This window comes from Burkholderia sp. WTPI3, from assembly GCF_021483755.1.
Classification (GTDB): Bacteria; Pseudomonadota; Gammaproteobacteria; order Burkholderiales; family Burkholderiaceae; genus Burkholderia.
This window is the reverse complement of sequence record NZ_JAGIXF010000018.1, coordinates 69,949-84,346: the sequence shown is the minus strand read 5'-3', so window position 1 is coordinate 84,346 and position 14,398 is coordinate 69,949. Positions and strand designations below refer to the sequence as shown.

At 61.0% G+C, this 14,398-nt stretch carries 17 protein-coding genes; 1 reads left to right on the top strand and 16 read right to left on the bottom strand.

What is annotated here, in order from left to right; genetic code table 11:
• Nucleotide 1 precedes the first annotated feature (1 nt).
• Nucleotides 2-409 (bottom strand): hypothetical protein, encoded by a 408-nt coding sequence (locus J7024_RS12635; RefSeq protein WP_105855650.1) that lies wholly within the window; start codon nucleotides 407-409, stop codon nucleotides 2-4.
• A gap of 114 nt (nucleotides 410-523) precedes the next feature.
• On the opposite strand from J7024_RS12635, the gene J7024_RS12630 reads away from it, so the two are divergent.
• The gene (locus tag J7024_RS12630) at nucleotides 524-1,630 is read left to right on the top strand and encodes an FkbM family methyltransferase (protein WP_206382700.1); all 1,107 of its coding nucleotides are present in this window, start codon (nucleotides 524-526) and stop codon (nucleotides 1,628-1,630) included.
• On the opposite strand, the gene J7024_RS12625 is transcribed toward J7024_RS12630, so the two are convergent.
• From J7024_RS12625 to J7024_RS12555, 15 genes are all read right to left on the bottom strand, one after another.
• Nucleotides 1,605-2,165: a hypothetical protein gene (locus J7024_RS12625; RefSeq protein ID WP_207996948.1), complete on the bottom strand. Its 561-nt coding sequence runs from the start codon at nucleotides 2,163-2,165 to the stop codon at nucleotides 1,605-1,607. The genes J7024_RS12630 and J7024_RS12625 overlap by 26 nt on opposite strands.
• A gap of 6 nt (nucleotides 2,166-2,171) precedes the next feature.
• Nucleotides 2,172-3,473 (bottom strand): hypothetical protein, encoded by a 1,302-nt coding sequence (locus J7024_RS12620; RefSeq protein ID WP_207996949.1) that lies wholly within the window; start codon nucleotides 3,471-3,473, stop codon nucleotides 2,172-2,174.
• Nucleotides 3,474-3,479: 6 nt separating this feature from the next.
• Nucleotides 3,480-4,073, bottom strand: coding sequence for a YmfQ family protein (locus J7024_RS12615; protein ID WP_105763319.1), 594 nt, complete (start codon nucleotides 4,071-4,073; stop codon nucleotides 3,480-3,482).
• Between the two features lie 3 nt (nucleotides 4,074-4,076).
• The gene (locus J7024_RS12610) at nucleotides 4,077-5,240 is read right to left on the bottom strand and encodes a baseplate J/gp47 family protein (protein WP_207996950.1); all 1,164 of its coding nucleotides are present in this window, start codon (nucleotides 5,238-5,240) and stop codon (nucleotides 4,077-4,079) included.
• On the bottom strand, nucleotides 5,240-5,695 hold the full coding sequence (locus tag J7024_RS12605; RefSeq protein ID WP_105763317.1) for a phage GP46 family protein: 456 nt from the start codon (nucleotides 5,693-5,695) through the stop codon (nucleotides 5,240-5,242). The genes J7024_RS12610 and J7024_RS12605 overlap by 1 nt, the downstream gene beginning before the upstream one ends.
• Nucleotides 5,692-6,285, bottom strand: coding sequence for a phage baseplate assembly protein V (locus tag J7024_RS12600; protein ID WP_234745104.1), 594 nt, complete (start codon nucleotides 6,283-6,285; stop codon nucleotides 5,692-5,694). The genes J7024_RS12605 and J7024_RS12600 overlap by 4 nt, the downstream gene beginning before the upstream one ends.
• A 4-nt stretch (nucleotides 6,286-6,289) precedes the next feature.
• Nucleotides 6,290-7,360 carry a phage baseplate assembly protein gene (locus J7024_RS12595; protein ID WP_234745103.1) on the bottom strand — a complete coding sequence of 357 codons (1,071 nt, stop codon included), beginning with the start codon at nucleotides 7,358-7,360 and terminating at the stop codon, nucleotides 6,290-6,292.
• Nucleotides 7,361-7,363: 3 nt separating this feature from the next.
• On the bottom strand, nucleotides 7,364-8,797 hold the full coding sequence (locus J7024_RS12590; RefSeq protein WP_207996952.1) for a DNA circularization protein: 1,434 nt from the start codon (nucleotides 8,795-8,797) through the stop codon (nucleotides 7,364-7,366).
• Nucleotides 8,794-10,800 carry a hypothetical protein gene (locus tag J7024_RS12585; protein ID WP_207996953.1) on the bottom strand — a complete coding sequence of 669 codons (2,007 nt, stop codon included), beginning with the start codon at nucleotides 10,798-10,800 and terminating at the stop codon, nucleotides 8,794-8,796. Before J7024_RS12585 ends, J7024_RS12590 begins: the two co-directional genes overlap by 4 nt.
• A 64-nt stretch (nucleotides 10,801-10,864) precedes the next feature.
• Nucleotides 10,865-11,206, bottom strand: coding sequence for a phage tail assembly protein (locus J7024_RS12580; protein ID WP_105840546.1), 342 nt, complete (start codon nucleotides 11,204-11,206; stop codon nucleotides 10,865-10,867).
• Between the two features lie 2 nt (nucleotides 11,207-11,208).
• Nucleotides 11,209-11,592 carry a phage tail tube protein gene (locus J7024_RS12575; RefSeq protein ID WP_105763311.1) on the bottom strand — a complete coding sequence of 128 codons (384 nt, stop codon included), beginning with the start codon at nucleotides 11,590-11,592 and terminating at the stop codon, nucleotides 11,209-11,211.
• Between the two features lie 58 nt (nucleotides 11,593-11,650).
• Entirely contained in the window at nucleotides 11,651-13,159 is a 1,509-nt protein-coding gene (locus J7024_RS12570) for a phage tail sheath subtilisin-like domain-containing protein (protein ID WP_207996954.1), read from the bottom strand.
• Nucleotides 13,160-13,237: 78 nt separating this feature from the next.
• Nucleotides 13,238-13,483, bottom strand: a complete 246-nt coding sequence (locus J7024_RS12565; RefSeq protein WP_105837891.1) for a DUF2635 domain-containing protein — start codon at nucleotides 13,481-13,483, stop codon at nucleotides 13,238-13,240.
• 26 nt (nucleotides 13,484-13,509) lie between these two features.
• Nucleotides 13,510-14,067, bottom strand: a complete 558-nt coding sequence (locus J7024_RS12560) for an ABC transporter permease (protein ID WP_207996955.1) — start codon at nucleotides 14,065-14,067, stop codon at nucleotides 13,510-13,512.
• Nucleotides 14,064-14,396, bottom strand: coding sequence for a head-tail joining protein (locus tag J7024_RS12555; RefSeq protein ID WP_105837889.1), 333 nt, complete (start codon nucleotides 14,394-14,396; stop codon nucleotides 14,064-14,066). The genes J7024_RS12560 and J7024_RS12555 overlap by 4 nt, the downstream gene beginning before the upstream one ends.
• Between the last annotated feature and the right edge of the window lie 2 nt (nucleotides 14,397-14,398).

The window sequence follows — 14,398 nt, the reverse complement described above, 5'->3', positions numbered from 1 at the left end:
GTCATCCGAGAAGCAGCTTTACGACCGCGTTTGCCCAATCGGGAATGGGCTCGTGTCGCATGTAGCGGAAAACGATCACCCCGACCGTGCCAAACGCGACGGTCGGAATAGCGACGTGCCGGACAAGGAATCTCCACGCATCGGCCAGGCGACACAGGGCGCGCACGACTCGCGCGCCGCCCTCCCATGTGTCGACCATCGATTGCGTATTCATCTGGATCGTCGATACGGCTTCCACGATCGAATCGATCTTTTCGTCCTGACGCTGGAGGTGCTCATCCTGCTGCTGCAGGTGGGCCTTCACCTGCTGATCGCTCTCGTCAATGCGGCGTTCCAATTTCGAGAAGCGACGATCCCCCGCGCGAAGTCGCTCTTCGACGCGCGCTCGCGCCGATGCGTTGTCGGTCATTTGTCCCCCGTAAACGAAAAAGCCGCCCGAAGGCGGCGGCTATTGGCGTTGCGGTTATACTTCCCTACTGGCTTCAGCAGCATTCCACAAATTAATTTCTAAATGGAGAGACCTATGGAGCGCAGCATTCGCATCGGCGATAGACAGTGGACTATCGAAGGCAACGAAAGTGACCATTACTTTTCGAAGCTAACCGATCGGTTTGAGCCACATCTTGTGTCGATGCTTGAGGCCATGTGCGATCAGGGGAATCGGGCACTCGATATCGGCGCGAATATCGGCTGCACTGCCCTGGCGCTCTCAGAGATCGTCGGGAACGGACGAGTTGCTGCCTTCGAACCGGTGCCGCGCACCTTCGCATATTTGTCCAAAAACGCCGGTGCCGTTCCCAACGTAGCAATTCATAACTTCGCGCTCGGTAAAGTGCCCGGCACTCTGCCGATGCAGGGTGCCGAAGGCGACTCTTCGGGAGCCTTCATAGCCAACCAGTTTCATATCGGCAATGCAGGCTACTTCCAGGTCGACGTGCCGGTTCGTAGACTGGACGATGCATTCCCGTCGCTTGGACTGGATCGAGTCGACTTCATAAAAATCGACGTCGAGGGATTTGAACTAGATGTATTTGAAGGCGCGCTAGACACATTGCAGCGATTCAAGCCACGGGTGATTCTGGAAATGAATCACTTTTGTCTGAACATGTTCCGGCGAGTCACTTACCCCGAATTTCGCGATCGCCTGCTCAAAATCTTTCCGTACGTATTTGCAATCGATGGAGCGCGTTACGTCGATCTGACTTCGGAAAGCGAAGCATATGGTGTCGGCTACGAGCACATCGTCATGTTCCGATTCCCGAACCTCGTCGCTGGATTTGACCGCGACGATTTGCTGACACGACTCGCCACACTCGAACGGTCCATTCGGAAAGAAGCCGAGGTGACGCAAAAACAAGCCGAGGAAGCGCGCATCGCAGTCGAGGCTGAGGAAACTCGACAGCGAGCTGAACTCGATTCTCTGAAATCGCAACGTGATTCGTTACAGACCGAACTCGACAAACTCAAAGAAGCTCTTTCAGACTGCTTAGCTCGTACGAAGCAGCTGGAGAATGAAAAACATGCTCTGCTAGATTCGACTAGCTGGCGTGTTACTCAGCCGTTGCGATCGTTCAAGCAATTCTTGTCGAAAAGGTCCCCCGCTTCTACCGGCTCGGATCTGTCCAGGTGATCTCGCCGACAGCGTCGACTGAAGCGGCGGCATTGACCCGTTCGATCAGCGATGCGAGCTGTTGCTGACAGTCGTTGAGCCACGTCACGAAACTCGCGATAACCGCTTGCGCTTGCGCTTGCGTGTGCGGCACAAGGGCCCACGTTGCGCCTGTTGCGCACCAGAGCAAGCCTCCAGCCGCGCACTGCGCGATTGCGTTTTGATTGATCTGATCGGTCAGCGCGCTCGGATAACCGTGAACCTCCCCGAGCGCATTCGACGAAAATCCGGACATGATCGCTGCTGCGCAAGCGCTCCGCAGCGTCGCAGTCTGCGAATCTTGGGCTGCCGCGAGTTGCCGTGCACTGGCTTGCGGGTCGGGATTGGTAGGCGACAGCTTTCCCGAGACAACCCACTGCGGAAGATCGGGGAAATCGAACGAGTCCGGAAGTTCGAGTAACGCTTGTCCGGTTGTCGGATCTGCGTAACTGAATTCACTCGTGTCCTGCCACTGGAGCACTGCACCGCTTGCCGTATCGTAGAGAGCCTGTTTCATGAGGGATCACCATTCGAAGGTCATAAAGCCGGGAGCGCCACTTCCGCCGCCACCGCCGTTGCCGGCGTTGGAGCTGTAAACACCCGAACCACCACCGCCTCCGGCGCCATAACCGTATGCGTTACCCCCGGCGAGACTGCCGGCAGTCGAAGTGCGTGCGGCACCACCACCGCCTCCGAACGGACCAGACGCACCGGTGCCGCCGCTGCCGGACGCGTAGCCCGCAGACGTGTCATTGCCGTAACTGCCAGCCGGATAACCACTACCGGCGCCGCCACCAGTCGCCGCGCCGCCGCTGGAAGTTTGAACCGCGCTTCCCCCGCCGCCGCCGCTACCACCAGTCAGCGTGACAGGCGTTCCACCGTTAAACCCGGAGCCGCTGATCACGAGGTTCCCAGCTGTCCCTCCCGGGCTGCCGTTGCCCGTCGTAACGGCTGTCCCACCGCTACCCGGCGTGCCGATTGTGATCGTTACAGTCGAGCCCGGGACAACCGTATATGGCTGGCGAACAATCGATTGACCAGCGCCACCACCGCCGCCGCCGCCGGCAATCGCGGGGGAGCTGGCGACCGTACCGGAACCGCCCGCACCACCGCCGCCCCCCGGCGCCGTTCCGGAGGCATACACCGTTGTCACATTTGCCGGCACAGTCCACTGGTACGTGCCAGCGCCAGCCCAACGGCCGATACCCTTCAAACCGCCGAAGAGCTGTGCCACCTGAACAGCATGCTGGCTCTTCGCACCGGGAGCGACCTGTTGCGCGCCGCCGGCGCATTCCATCAGCACGCATATCGGATTGCCACTGTTCACGCCAGCGATCGTCGCGCGCATCAACACTGCCGTGCCACCGGCCGCCAGCTCGCCCCCTTGCAGCGGTTGGAGTCCGAGACCATAGATCGGTAGCGCAGTCAGGCCGTCCGGCGCATAGGTCGATGCGCCAGTATTGGCGTTTGCGATCTTGATCTGTTGCACCGTCCCGTCCACCCATGTCGACACCGTCAGAGGTGGCGTGTTGGTGGCCGTATAGCTATTGGCAACGCCCGTGTCGTTGAGAACGACGGTCTTCTGCACGAGTCGCTTGATCGCGGAGGCGATCTGCGAATTGTTGGTCCGATCCGGGCTGATTCCCGCTGCCGTGAGAACCCCGATCAGCTCTTCCTGGATGGCGTTGTACTGATAGGATGGCCAACGCGTTGCCGGGATGTTGGCAGCCGGATTCCCATCCGTTGCACCCTGCGGAGTACCCGTGAGCGGTGCGGTGTCCGCCTGCGCCATCGGTACCGAATTTGCAGCAATGAGTCGATCCATGTTCGCTCAGTCCGAATAAGAGAAATTGAGAATCGTGTGAGCTGGCGCGATGCGCTGAAGCTCGCATTGCAAGACGTTGTTTCCCCAGTTCGCGAACGGCGTGCCGAATGAACCGCCGAAGGTCAAATGACTCACGGAAAAAGTCGGGGCATTCACCTGCCATGCGAACGCCCAGTCATTTCCTCCGAACGGCGCACCGAACCGCATGCCGAACTGAGCCGGTACGTATTGCGTGGTTGTGATTTCGTAACCGAGCGCCTTCGCGACAGCCTTGAAATAGGGAATCGACTGACCGCCCGTCGCGACCAACCGCTCAACCACTTGAGCGACGCGCTGTTCGGTCGTGGGCGCTTCACCGGCACAGGGATCCGGCAGACCGAGCGTTGCTTCCCATTCAGGCAGCAGTTCGTATGTCGTTCCCGGAAACGCGTCGGTCAGTAGATTCGCAGCACGCCCGGCTAGCTGCTCAAAACACGGCGTGAAACCGGAAAGAACCTTCGTTTGGTTCGCGTCAGGATCACGTGGCCAGACTCGGCCGCGCGGGAGCAACGACTGGAGCGCCCGCAGGAAGTCCGCGGCCGTGTAGTTGGGAGCTCGCATACGTCAAACGAAGGTGACTGCGCCGAGGACTGGAAGCTGGCCAGCGCTCATCGTGATATTTGCGTTGGTGGGAAGCGCGACAGTCACGCCATTCACGGTGCTGGATACGCCCGTGATCAGGTATCCGCTCGTGCCAGGCACCGCGTTGATTGCGCCTGTGAGGTCTGACCATTCGATCGTGCCTCTCGGCTTTCCATTGCGGAACAGCACCCCAGAAAGCTCATCGATAACGGAGGCCTGAGCAGTGGCGTCGGCAATGCCCGATATCGTGAACCCGAGCGCGTTCTTGATAGGAGAGCATGCGTACACCAGCGCAGTGACGGGCTGCTGCGTCACGATCGCGTCTGCAACCGTGAGCTGGTCTCCCGTCGCAACGACACCTCGGGGTAACCCATCGGGCCCCTCGTCGTATTGGGACACGCCGTCGGTCCCCTGGGGAAAGCCGCCATGCTGCGATTCAGCGTCGTCCATCATGAAATAGAGGACGACCGTTCCAGCGCCGAAGCCGTTCGGCATGCACCATGCACGCGTCACGCCTGCAATCGCTTCAGCCCATTCGACGTAGTCTTGTTGATCGCCGCCCTGAGCCGGATTCTGAAAGGCCTGCATAACGCGGCCCTGAAATTCCGACTGAGACTCGACGTCGGTACCCTGCTGGAGCGTTTCGATAACCGTACCGTTCGATTGGATACCGGCCACGGCCGACGACAGCACCATTGCGGTCCCATTGTCACAATTCCCGGCGCTCCCCGCGGTCACTGCTGCAACTGTGACGACTGCAATCCCGCTCGAATTGCTGGTCGCTCCGACGGTCACCGTGTAGGCAAATCCATCCGCTTGCCGAGAAACCCCGATGTCGGCGGGGATCGGCGTATTGGGAGCACCCTGAAATTGCACCTGCATCGTCGTCGGCTGTGCAGCCTTCAGATAGACGCCCTTCAATGCTCCCCACGCCGCCAAGTGTTCGTCGACGGCCGTCCATGGCACGGCTTGGCGGGCAATCCAATCGAGGTATCCGTAGAGCCCATAGACGAGGCCGGCCAGCGCGCTCCCGAGGATCCGCACAACTGCGCGCTGCAGAAGCGAAACGACCAGCCCGAGGCTGGTCGTGATGTCCGTCCAAATCTGCTTTTTCAGATCGGTTAGCGTCGGTCTGGAGTACGGCATTAGTTCATCCCGGGCCATGCCCAGTTGTAGGTTTGAGGCTCGCCAGCGCCAGGCGGCCACGCGATGATCGTCGTGCCCAGCGACTTCGCGTCGAGCCATCGCACGACCACGTCAAAGCGCGCTACGACGCCCGTCGAAATCAACCACTGAATAGCCGACGTCACGTAGTCGTACGCGTCCTGTAGCGTTGTGTCAGTCGGTGAGGTTCTTCGGGATAGGAGCCATAGTTTCGAACCCGTCGGCCCGAGGCCATCGTTCTCTCCATCGTCGCCCCACCAGCCTCGTCGATCCGTCGTGCCATCCGGAATCGCGTCGTCGGCGGCCGCTTCTGCGTCCGAGAACAGACTGAACAGGAGCGCGGTCTCAAGATCGTCGCCGGTCTGAACATCGCCAGGCAGGATGTTCCAGTCGCCACGGCTGTTCATGACGTCCCAAACGATTTTGAAATCGCTCATTGCTGCTGATCCGGGACGTTCGACTCGATGGTGGCGCCGCCGGGCTGAACGTCCACCACTTTGTGCGTATGGAGGTTTGACACCTCGCGCATGCCGGCCATCGTCCGCTCGTTTGTCTCGTAGTTGTCGAGGATGTCGCCCTTCACCTTCAAAATCGGCGTGTTCATGACCACTTCGTCCGAGGCATTGATCGTGACGTTCGTCGCTCCATTTACGACGACGTCCTGGCCCTGTGCATTCACAACGATGCCCCCGGACGCAGTGAGATAGATCTGCTTTCCGTCTTGCGAATAGATCATCGATTCGCCCGCGGCGAGATTCTTCGGCCGAGAGGCTTGATGGTTGCTGCCGACTACAACACCGTTGCTTCGATCGCCGCCGATGAAGACGATCGCCACGTCGGTTCCAAGCGGCGGCCCCGAGGAAAACCCGAACTGAAACAGATGCATCAGGTTATCGATCGTCTCCAGGTCGTTGACCCTCACCTGCAGCTTTTGAACAGGTCCGCTGTCGTTGAACGTCGTCACACGAGCCGCACCGATCATCGTCAATATGCGACGTGCAACGCGATCTAGAAGACCACGGTCCATAAGATCACCTCCCACCGATCGTGGCGCCATCGACAAACATGGGCTGCAACGCGATCGGCTCCGGCTTGTATGCCCGCGGATCCATGATCGCGAGCTCAGCCGTAGTACCACCTTCAATGTTGCGGCGGTACGTCACTTCGCCGATGAGCCATGTCTCATTTGGCAGCTTCAAATGCGGCAGCGAGATTTCCACAAGCGTGTTCGGCGTCCACAGGACACCGTCTGCATCTCGCCAGCTGTCGGTCAAAATCGTTACAGCCCGCGACCGGCCGATCCGCCGGTTCATTTCCCAGTTCGCACGCAACTTTGCAAGGTCCTGAAAACCCTGGACTGCCTCGGCGACAACGTACCGTTCTCGAACCCGTTTCACCCCAACGTCGACCGCCTGTGCGATCGCTGACGGACCAATGCCGGTATCGCCGAACGTGGCGACCGACTGAGCAAATACGGTGTAGGCGGAGAACCGCTCGTGCGCCGAGTATCGGATCGATGCTGCTTTGACGTTGAAGCCTTCTGCGAGACCCCCGGCCGCCTGCACCTGTCCCTCGGCGCGCGCGAGCCTTAGGCTGCCGTCGGGTTGGTCGTAGACGAGCAGCTGACTGTATCGACTGACGCGCTCGATCACCTCAAATGAGGTTTCGCCGATGAAAATGTTGAACTGCGGAATCGTGATCAGATCCGTGACGTCGCATTCCACTGCGATGCCGTAGTGATCCGCAAGCTTCTTGGCGATATCGACCGCCGATGTGCCGCTGATCTGGCTCGTCGGCCAAGCTGCTGAGCAGTCGACCAGGTCCTGGCACATGCCTCGCCCCGTGACGCGAATCTCGTGCCCTTCCGGCGAGATCGACGGTATGTACTCGTCCACGTAGCCGGTGAGCACCAGGTCCGAGCCAAGCATGATCTGACAGCGATCACCCTCTTGAACCACTACGGTATCAAGTTCGCCCGGAAACGACTCCGTCAATCCAATCTCGAAATCTGACGGACACCGCTCGATTCCGCGCGTCAACCGAATATCGGTCCACCCGGAGACCAGTTGGTCCCCGACGCTCAAGTACAGATCGTCGTCCATCAATCAGCTCGAGAGCGCGTCGAAACTCGCGGGCATGAACAGCGGATTGACGGGTTGCACTTGCTGCACGAGTTGATCCGCGCGCGAGGCGTCGCCGTAGATCCGATGCGCGATCACCAGCGCAGGAAGGTTGCCATTGAATTCGAATGTCGACAGCGTAGCGAGGCCGCCGCCACGGGCCTGAAGATCTTCCACGATCGCATTTCTCACCTGGCGCAAGGCAGCATAGGAACTGTCGTCGCCGGCGTCAGCCGCGATCTCGATTTCTGCATCGAACTGCTGCGTGACGGTTTTCATCATCGTCTGGGCGTCGTCAAACGACGTCGGCTGCCACGACGCTACCGCGCGTGCGAGCCCGGCCTGTGCGCTGCGACGGAGTAGCGCCGCCGTGCTCGACTGCATCGTCTGCATAGCCTGGCTGATCGTCGACGTACCAAACACTGGGCTCGGCATATAAGACGCCAAGTTCATCAGCATCCGAATGCCGTCGGCAGGATCCGCAGCGGTAGCGCGTAGCGCCGTGACGTACGCCCGTGCGGCAGCCCCGAATGATGTCGAGTCCGACGGATGGGCCGCAGCAGCAGAAAGGGCGCTCGCCGCAGCCTGGACCGCCTGACGTGCGTTGGCGTCGCTCTGCAGCAGTTGCACTGCCGTTGTTCCGATCGGTGCGGACCGATTCGTGGCGGTAAAGCCAGAATTTCCACCGCCGAAGAAGCGGCCAAAATTCCCCGCAAGGGTGCTCACCGAGTTGAAGAATCGCCGGACATCGTTGATGTCGTTCTGCGCGATCTGATACCAGCCGACGACGGTGTTGACCGTCGCCTGGACTGCGGCAGCGCCGGTCTTGACGGCCGTAGCGACATCCTTCGCGAAGTCGAGGATCGATTCGACGCCGAGCGAGTCGGCGACCGAATCGAGCAGCGACGTTGTATCCGTCAAGGTGTTCGGATAGATCCGCGCACCTTGAATTTGAAACACGAACCGCACCATGATGACGCGGCCATGCTCGACGCTCTCGCTGATCTCGGATCCGAGGCAAGCCACGTTATCAATTCGGCCGAACGTCGGATGAACGAGCGTTTGAGCACCGTTCTCGCACGCTTCCACGAGTCGGTCACGCTGCATGATCACGGGACCGCCGCCATAAACATGGCTGTCTTCGACCAGGAACCCGATGATTTCGAACCGCCGCGGAAGCTTGCCGATTTCCTCTACCCACGCGTCATCCCTGAATGGGTATTCATGGACAACGTTGCGCGTGCCGAAGCGAGTATTCGTGGCAACCACTGCAAACGGAACACCGCCGTACGACGCCTGACGCAGTGCCCCCCACCACGAACCCGCGAGCGGCCCGGTGAGAATTGACGCAAGATCGCTCGCTGCTCGCGCGACGCCGCCAATGCTTCCGGCGAGACTGACCAGGTTGCTGAGGCTCATACTGGCGCTCCAAGCAGCCCCGAGTGGCCGATTTTTGCGGACGCTTCCACATTCCCTTGCGTGCGTACGCGCGTGGACGTGCCCTTCGGTGCACCGTTGAAGTTCACGTCGACGATCACTTTTCCACCGATTGCCGGCTGAACGGCTGGTGTATCGGTTTGTTGCGCCGCCGGCGTGGCCGCGAACATCGAATCGGGTGCAGATACCGGCGCGGTGACCCGGCCGGCCATGCCCTTCAGCGCGGAATCGGCAATCTGCTGTGGCGAGTACGGTTGCATGCCGTTCTCGGCTCGGATCATGCCGACCATCAGTCGCGCGACCATGCTCGGGTTGGACAGGTCCGGTACGTCGTTTGCCTTGAGGCCAGATGCCGCCGTCATGATGGCGCGGTAGTTCGCGATCTGCTGCGGCGTATTACCGGTGCGCGCGCCGCCCGTCCACTTATCCTGAATCTGGGCGATCGACAGACCTTTGTAGTTCCGGACAAGGTTCGAAGCTGCTGCGGCAAGCCCCTCTTCCGGCGTCGCATATACGCGCTGCCGCCCGTTCGTTAGAAGGTTCAGCGGATTGTTGGTACGGATGCCCAGCGGCATACGGCCGCCCCGACCAGTCGCCGATGCGTCCGCCACACTCGTCGACACGTCGGGCACACTCGTGCTGCTTGGCACTGCGGGCGCAGTGGTTCGCGGTCTGTTCGGGGTCAACTTCGCTCCGCCGCCATCCTTGACGCTGTCAAGCTCTTCCTGCGTGTATCCTCCGGTCGCGCTCAACTGCAGACGATGCGTGCCCGTCAGGTAGTCGTTGAGCGACCACCGGTCACCTCCGGTTATCTTTCGGACGTATTCGTCATAGAACGGTCGCAGAACTTTCCCTATGCCCCATCCTGCGACGGCGCCAGCACCAGCCGCAGCGACCGGAGCAGCGCCCAAGCTAGACAATGCCGATACCGCTGCCGGAATCACGAAAGTGGTGAGTCTCGTGAGGTTCGCAATGATGCTGACGATGCCTGCGATAGGAGCAGCGAACGTGATTCCGGCAACTGCTGCTGCGACCGCTTTAACGCCCCCGAGCTTGTCGACGAACTGCTCCGTATCGTTCGCCACCTTTCCCCAATCGATCGATTCAATCCAATGCGCGATCTTCGGTCCGTACTCGTTCGCGATCGGAATCATCGCATCTGCCACCTGTGTCAAGGCTGGCGCGAGCGCAGCGCCGACAGAATTCTTCAGCCGGTCGACGCTGGCGTCGAGAGCGATCATTTCTTCGTTGTACCGCTGCCCCTGCGCGATCTGTTCCGGCGACATGATCGCGTTAAGCTGGTCATAACGCGCCAGGAACGAATCAAGAGCCGCGCCGCCTTTCGACAGCATCGGATTGAGATCGCCAAGACCGAAAATCTCCAAAAATTTTCCGCGGGCTTGCGAGTTCTGGATCTTCGCCGCCGCGTCCGCGACGTCGCGAAGCGCCCGCGCTGTATCGATCGATCCATCGCGGAGCCGATGGATGCCGATCCCCTTGTCAGCGAGCACACCTGCCACGAAGTTGTCACGGCCGGCGGATGCGTCCTCGAAGGCATTGCCGACCGACTTCAGGCCATTCGTCATCGCATCGCTCGAGAGCCCTGCGATGCGCGCCGCACCCTGATACCGCTGCAATTGCGTCGTGCTGATCCCGATCACGGATGCGGTATTGGCGATCTGCACCGCGTTGCGCCCCCAGCTCGTTGCCAGAGCGACCACACCCGCGATCGTGCCGATACTGGTGAGCGCTGCGATCGGAGGGGCAATCGATGCAACGCGCCTCGCCGACTCAGTCGCCGCGATCCCGACTTTCTGGATCGAGCGGCCGAGTCGGTCCATCCCCGTCTCTTTCGAGAATGCGGCGACAGACGCGCGCACATCGGCGATCGGCTTCGTGATCTGTGCGATGGTCGAATTGACCTTCTTCGCAACTGCCGTCGCGTTGTCGACGGCAGTGATCGTCAACCGAAAGACGTTCGCCATTACGATCCTATGGCCTCTTTGAGGCGCGTTGCTTGGTCACACCAGTACTGGAATTCCCGCAGCTTCAGGCCGCCCGCGTCGCGGGGTCCCCAGCGCCAGAACCAGGTGAGGTCGGCGAGCCGTTCCCCGCGCTGCTGCCAGACTGCGGGGGCTGCCAGGTAAAACCCGACAGGAACGCGACCGCCTCCTCGTATTCCGTCTTCGGCAGCTGCCGGGCCACCGGCAGAGGAACGGCCGCGACCATCGCGATGAGGGCCGCATTGACGGCATACGCCGAGCCCTCCGTATTCGCGCTGCGATCGAGCTCGTCGACGGTCGGTTCGCGCAACGTGAGGGCGTCGTAGGTGACCGAGTCGCCCTTCAGCGTGATCGGCTTGCGGAGGCGGAGAATCTTGATGTCGTCCATGTTCAGCTCGGGAGGCTTTCGGTGACGCTGCCCATCGGACCCTCGAGGCGCACGTCGAATTTCGCTTCCGTCGAATCCACTTCCTGCTCTTCGACGGTCCACATATCGCGGCCGATGATCGTCTTGCCGTTCGCCAGCTGCGCAACGCAGCTCACGTCCGTCATGTTCGCGATATCGGCCACGGTCATACCGCCCCAATCGCTCAAGTTGAAAGCGATATACGGCGGCGAAACCTCTTCCTTGTATCCGTGCACGGCATCCATGCCGGAGATGGAGGAGCGCTTTTTGCTGGCGACCTTGTATTTGAAGTCGCCCCGGAGCATGTACGTCGTGCCGTTGATCGTCAGCGACGCCGTTCCGGCGAGAAGGCCAATCGGAGCAGGCATTCGTTTCTCCAATCAAAAAAATGCCGCTGGGTTCAGCGGCTGTGAGTCATCTGACAAATCAGGTCTGCGGCACGATGTTGCTGAACTGCATCAGCAGCGCGAAGATGCGCAGCTGGTCGATCAGGATTGCCGGATACAGCACATCCACCCGGTTCGGGTTGTTCTTGTTCTGCTGCACGATGAGGCCTTGAGCAAACACGCTACTGCCCTGCACCCAGCCGTCCTGATCCTCCATCGATTGGTACTCGGCAATCAGGTCCGCGCGGATCATCGACGGCGTTACGACGTTCGTACCCGGCAGGACCCGCGTGCCGTCCGCCGCGAGTTTTTTTCGCGCGTACTTCGACGTCACGATCGACCTCAAGCGGCGCAGCACGGCCGTCAACGTGTTCATGGCCTCGACTTCCAGATAGCTGTCGTCCGGATCGCCGAACGAGTTCTTCTGGTAAGTCGTGATCAAGTTTTCGATCGCGACCGTCCCGTCGTCCGCGACGGTGAACGTCGAGATGCCGTCGTACAGGAGCGTGTTGCGGTCGGTCAGTTGGAACCGCGATTTCAGCGGCGGCGCCTGCATCGTCGCGAGCGTTACCGTCTGAAGCGGGAGCGCCGGGTCGGCGCGAGCGGATACCGCGACCGCCGCGGTCAGGTCGGCCGCGATGACCCAGTTCGGCGTCGGAGAATCGTTGAAGCCCAGCAGCGACATGTGCTCGTCGTTACGCGTCACGCCGAAGGTGGTGAGCGCGCCGAGCGTTCCGCGATACGCCCCGTATGCATGGCCGTAAATCTGCTGTGCCCAGCTCCACCGTCCGGTCTGGGTGCTGAGGAACGACTGCATCGTATTGAGCGACGTCGCATCCGTGTACGGAAATGCGATGAAGTCGAACTCCTGATCGCCCAGGTTGGCGAGCGCGGTTGCGAGCGACGACGGGTTCGTTGCGCCGCCGGCCATCGCCGTGATCGTGACGGCCAGCCCGGCCGGCGTAGCCTCGCCGTTCAGCACACCACCGTAGTTCAGGCGGATATCGATGTCGTTGCCGGCCGCACCCTTGTTCTTGGCGGTGAGGTTGACTTTCGACGTCGTCGTCGCATCGACCGCCGCGGTAACCGGCAGATCCGGAAGCGTGCCGATTTGCGCGACGACAGCAGCGGCAACCTGGACGGCGGTCATGGTCGAGGTCACCACAACCGACACCAGTTGACCGCCGATGTACAGCGAGATCACGCCGGTCGCGGTCGGTGCGGATGTGAAGTTGATGCTGCCGGTAGCTGCGACGGACGCCACGTCGTCGGCGAGCGGCAGGTACCACACCTCACCGAACGAGTCGCGCTTGCGATAGGCGGCCGTCATCAGCGCGAGCATCGAGCCCTGGCCACCCACATCTTTCGCATCCGAGACACCTTGGGAGATCTGGGGCGTGCCGGGCGTGCCGGTGCCGCTGGCCAGAATTTGGCCGATGATCAGGGCGCGTTGCGTTTGCTGTCCGGTGTTCGCTTTGCTCGGATCGATATCCGCGTAGAAGAGCGGAACCCGCAGGTTTTGCGGGATGTTCGGGAACGAGATAGTCATTCACTGGCTCCGGTTCGAATCGGGGCCCAGAAACGAAAAACCCCGCCGAGGCGGGGTTTCATCTGGGAGGAGATTGGTTCAGCTGCCGGACTTCTGGGACGACGAGGCAGCCGTCTGCGTCGTCGCTGCGCTCGGGGCGGTCTGCGGGACAAGTACCGCATCCCCATCGCGAACGCGACGGACCCAGTACATATCGTTGTCGTCGACCTTCAAGCCCTGCGCGGGCACCAGTTCGGTGACGATTCCGTCCACCGACTCGGCGGACAGCAGTCGCTTCGTGATCGGATCGCGTAATACGATGCCGGGTGCGGGTTTGACGTACATGAGGTTCTCCGTATGCGCTCGCGCGCTCAGGTTTGCGGCATTTCGATGATCATCCCGGGCTCGGTCGTACCGTCCGGCATCTTGATGGTCAAATCGAGCTCTTCGAACGGAACCGCAGGCGGCTGGAAAAAGTCCTCAGGCCCTTGCACATGCTCCATCTCGATCTCGAGCACCATCTCGCCGATCGGCGATTGGCCGTCGCGCGGCACGTGGATAGACGATCGAAACGACGGAAACTGCGACAGGAGGCTCATGATCGGCGGGTAGTTGATAACTGCCGCTTTGATCTGCTCGCGCATCACTTCCAGCTGCTCCTCGACCGCTGCTGCCGCCGCGTCATCCGCCAGTGCAGCTGCCTGCGCGCGTGCGGTAATCCGAACCGTCGTCGTCACGGTAAACGCGGGAGCCCCGTGCGGCCCCCACCCTGCGCCGCTCTCGTCGGGGGTCTGCACAAGCAGCATCGGATACGTGCCGTCCCACGTCGCCCATGTGCGCGGCGAATAGACGTTTGCGCCGGCGCTGGTCGCATTCGGCGCCTTCAACCCGTCCACCGCCAATTCGCGAAGGTCGCTCGAAGTGGTCATTTCAGCCCGAGATCCATGTACAGCCACCCGAGACCATCGATCGCGACGTCCTTCACGACATAGGAAATCCCGTCGATCACGAAAACGTCGCTCTGGACTGGGGAACCGATGCCCTTCGCAGCGAACTGCGACGCCTGCATGCCCAACGTCGCAACGTTGATGTTGGCCTGCGCGTCTCCGTTCTCGTCGAAGATATGGTCGGTGATGAGGGTAAATACCCCGAGCAGTCCTGGGAACGCGCCGCCGCCCTTCGGACGAAAGGTGACAGCGCGCTCGTCGCCCAATGTCGCGCTGATCGCGGCGTTGAGCGTTCCGTCGAAGTCGATCACGG